Source organism: Streptomyces sp. (assembly GCF_035563135.1).
Taxonomy (GTDB): Bacteria; Actinomycetota; Actinomycetes; order Streptomycetales; family Streptomycetaceae; genus Streptomyces.
This window is the reverse complement of sequence record NZ_DATMVN010000242.1, coordinates 1-3,296: the sequence shown is the minus strand read 5'-3', so window position 1 is coordinate 3,296 and position 3,296 is coordinate 1. Positions and strand designations below refer to the sequence as shown.

2 protein-coding genes and 1 pseudogene are annotated in these 3,296 nt (G+C 70.7%); 2 read left to right on the top strand and 1 reads right to left on the bottom strand.

The annotated features are described in order from the left end of the window. Positions 1 to 316: 316 nt before the first annotated feature. Positions 317 to 1,161 (bottom strand): annotated as a pseudogene (locus VN520_RS10485) (alpha/beta fold hydrolase); the annotation flags it as partial. Between the two features lie 143 nt (positions 1,162 to 1,304). On the opposite strand from VN520_RS10485, the gene VN520_RS10480 reads away from it, so the two are divergent. Next, complete coding sequence (locus tag VN520_RS10480; RefSeq protein ID WP_325746597.1) at positions 1,305 to 2,189, top strand: RNA polymerase sigma-70 factor; 885 nt, start codon at positions 1,305 to 1,307, stop codon at positions 2,187 to 2,189. A gap of 339 nt (positions 2,190 to 2,528) precedes the next feature. Next, positions 2,529 to 3,296, top strand: a complete 768-nt coding sequence (locus VN520_RS10475; protein ID WP_325746596.1) for a GntR family transcriptional regulator — start codon at positions 2,529 to 2,531, stop codon at positions 3,294 to 3,296.

Sequence of the window (3,296 nt, the reverse complement as noted above, 5' to 3'; positions counted from 1 at the left end):
AGGCCATGAGCGAGCCGCGCAGCACGGTGCGGCGGCCCGGGGCCGGGATGAGGGGACGGTTCGACATCGATGCGCCTCCGTGGCGGGAGCGGTGGCCGGAACAGCGGGGCCGTACAGACTGGGTGCAGACCCATACCTAGTCCCCGGCAGAGGCGGGCACGCCAACCGCAGATGAACAACCGGTCGGTGCGGCCTCGGCCCTCGGCCGCCGGAAGGGACCGGGCCGACAGCTCTCCCGGGCCGCCTCGGCCCGGGACGATGCGAAACACGTCTGTCCGCGGCTGGTGTCCACGGCCCGAATCAGCGGTCCGTGCCAGCGGTCCGTGTCGAGGATGATCCGCGCCACGGCGGCAGGGTCGTCGTTCATCGGGACGTGGCCGCAGGCCGGAAGGCGGACGAGCCGCGCGTCCGGGATCATGTGCTTGGCCCTGACGCCCTGACGGCCCTGACGCCCTGACGGCGCAGGAGCAGACGGTCTTCGCTGCCCCAGGCGAGGGTGACCGGGACGTCCGGGACATCGTCGGTGAACACGACGGTCGGACCTGCCTCGGGAGCCTGACGGAAACCGGTGGCTTCGCGCAGGGTGACGGCCTCCGGCGCGACCGCACCGGACGACCGGCGGCCGGGGCGCGCGTAGATGGTGCTGGTCGATGCAGTGCGGCCGGGAGAACTGCTCGAAAGCCGCTCGATCATCGGCATCGGCGTCGAGAGAGCCGTCCCGCCCGTCGCCCGCAGCACCCCGAAGGCGTAGCGGCGTTCGTTCCGAGTCCGGAATCCGGCAGGGGACAGCGCCGTCACCGGCCGGACCAGCCCCTTGCGGCCCAGCTCCAGAACCAGCAGGCCTCCCAGGGCGTTTCCGGCGACATGCGGCCGTACCACGCCGAGCGTGTCGAAGAACGAGCCGAGCACCGCGGTCATGGTCCGTACGTCGTGGGCGAGACCCTCCGGCAGCGCCGCTGAAGCACCGGATCCGGGGAGGTCGACGGTTATGACATCGCGCTCGGCTGCCAGGATGCGCAGGACCGGATCCCACGCCTGGCGATGATGGCCGATGCCGTGCAGAAGCACCAAAGGCTCGCCGGAACCCGTGCGTTCGTAGGGCACGCTGACGACGCGGCGGCCGGCGGCTGAGCCGACTGCGAACGAGACCGTGGTGGCCATGCTGCTCCTCGGGACGGACCTGCCGGGCTGAAGGGGAGCGGCTGAGGCATCCCGCCGGCAATGATTGCTGCCGGGTGGTTTGTAGTTCGAGGGGTGCGCGATTCCCGCTGGACACCCTCCGGCGCGTCGGCTGGGATGGGGAAGTGACTGCCGAGCCCGTGACCGATCTCTTCGAAGAACACCGGCCCTTCCTCACCGGGGTCGCCTACCGCATGCTCGGCCGCGTCGCCGATGCCGAGGACGTGGTGCAGGAGGCGTGGCTGCGCTGGTCGTCGGCCGGGCGGGAAGATGTGCGGGAGCCGCGGGCCTTTCTCGTACGCATCACCACACGTCTGGCCATCGACCGGCTGCGCCATCTGCGCTCGCGGCGCGAGGCGTACGTGGGGCCCTGGCTGCCCGAACCCATGGCCACCGACTTCGGCCAGGCCGTTCCCGACTCCGCGGAGCGGGCGGTGCTGGCCGACTCCGTGTCCCTCGCCGTACTGGTCGTCCTCGAAACCCTCTCCCCGCTGGAGCGCGCGGTCTTCGTCCTGCGCGAGGCCTTCGGCTTCCCGTACGCGGAGATCGGCGCCGTCCTCGGCCGGTCGGAGACGGCGGTACGCCAGCTCGCCGGCCGTGCCAAGCGGCATGTGGAGGAGCGCAAGCCGCGGTACGACGTGGATCCGGCCGTGCGGCGCGATATCACCGAGCGCTTCCTCGCCGCCGCTGCGGGCGGAGACCTGGAGCAGATGCTCGCCCTGCTGGCTCCCGATGTGCGCCTTGTCAGCGACAGCGGAGGCAAGGCGAAGGCGCCGCGACGGATCATCGAAACCGCTGACAAGGTCGGCCGCTTCCTCCTCGCCGTGATGAATGACCAGCCTTCCGGCACGGAGGTGAGGACCCTGGAGCTCAACGGGGGCCCCGCTCTGGTGTTCAGCGTGGACGGTGCGGTGGAGACCGCGCTCCAGGCCGAGGTCCGCGGCGGAGTCATCCGATGCGTCTATGTCGTCCGCAACCCGGACAAGCTGGCCGGGGTGGACGCGGGGTAGCGGCACGGCCGGGAACCCGTGGGCCTCCGAGCCGTACGCGGCCTCTCGGAGAACCGCACAGGGCCTGCTGACGCAGGCTCTGCGAACCTCCGACCACGAGCCCCACGAGTCCCACGAGCCCCGTGGACGGGGACCGCCGTGGGGCTTTGTGACGCCTGGGCTCACTGCTGCGCGAACGTGCCGTGAACGCTCAGTGGCAACGGACCGTTTCACTGCGTTACGGAACGAGGATTGGTCTTGACCAAGGTGGTTCGCCGTCCTAAGGTCTGAACGATAAGGCAGGAACCTTTAATAAATAACGTCGCGGAAAGCAGCCACCGGGCGGATGCGGAGGACAGGGTGGGGACCACGCAGCTGGAATCGGTGCAGGAGCCGAAGTACTGGCACCTCAGGACCGTGCTCAGTGAGGCACTCGACTCGGACTTCGCGGTGGGAGAGGTACTGCCCAACGAGCGGGATCTCGCGGCGCGTTTCGGTGTAGCCAGGGCGACGCTCCGGCAGGCACTGGAGCAGCTCGAACTCGAAGGAAGGCTGCAGCGGCGCCGTGGCGTCGGCACGACCGTAGCCCCGCCCCGGGTGGGAGTGGCCGTGGCCACCGCACAGCACGGCTGGGCGGGGGACGGCACCGACGAGGCGTGGCAGCCCCTCGAGTGCACCACGGCGACCGCTCCTCCGGCAGTCGCCGTCATGCTCGGCACGCCCGCCGGGGAGCCCGTGCACGTGGTGCGCCGCATCCGTCTCGCCCACGGACAGGCCGTAGCCGCGGAACTCCTGTACGTCCCGGCGCGGTCCGTGCCCGAACTCTCCGGCATCGAAGCGCCGACCGGGCCCGTCCGGGCCCGAAGTGTCCTGAGGGAGCTGCACCGCCTCGACCTGGAGGGCCAGGACCGTTCGGTCGAACTCGGGTCGGCCCGCGCGGACGACGCGAAGGAGCTCGACCGGCTTCCGGGCGCTCCCGTCCTCGTGGTCACCACTCGGTATCTCGCGGCCGCCGGCACGGCGGCTGTCTCGGTCGCCACCTACCGGGCGGACACCTGCCGGCTCACCTTCGGGGATTCCGGCGCGCTGGAGATCAGCCACGACGAGCAGGAGCGTAAAGCCTCCTGA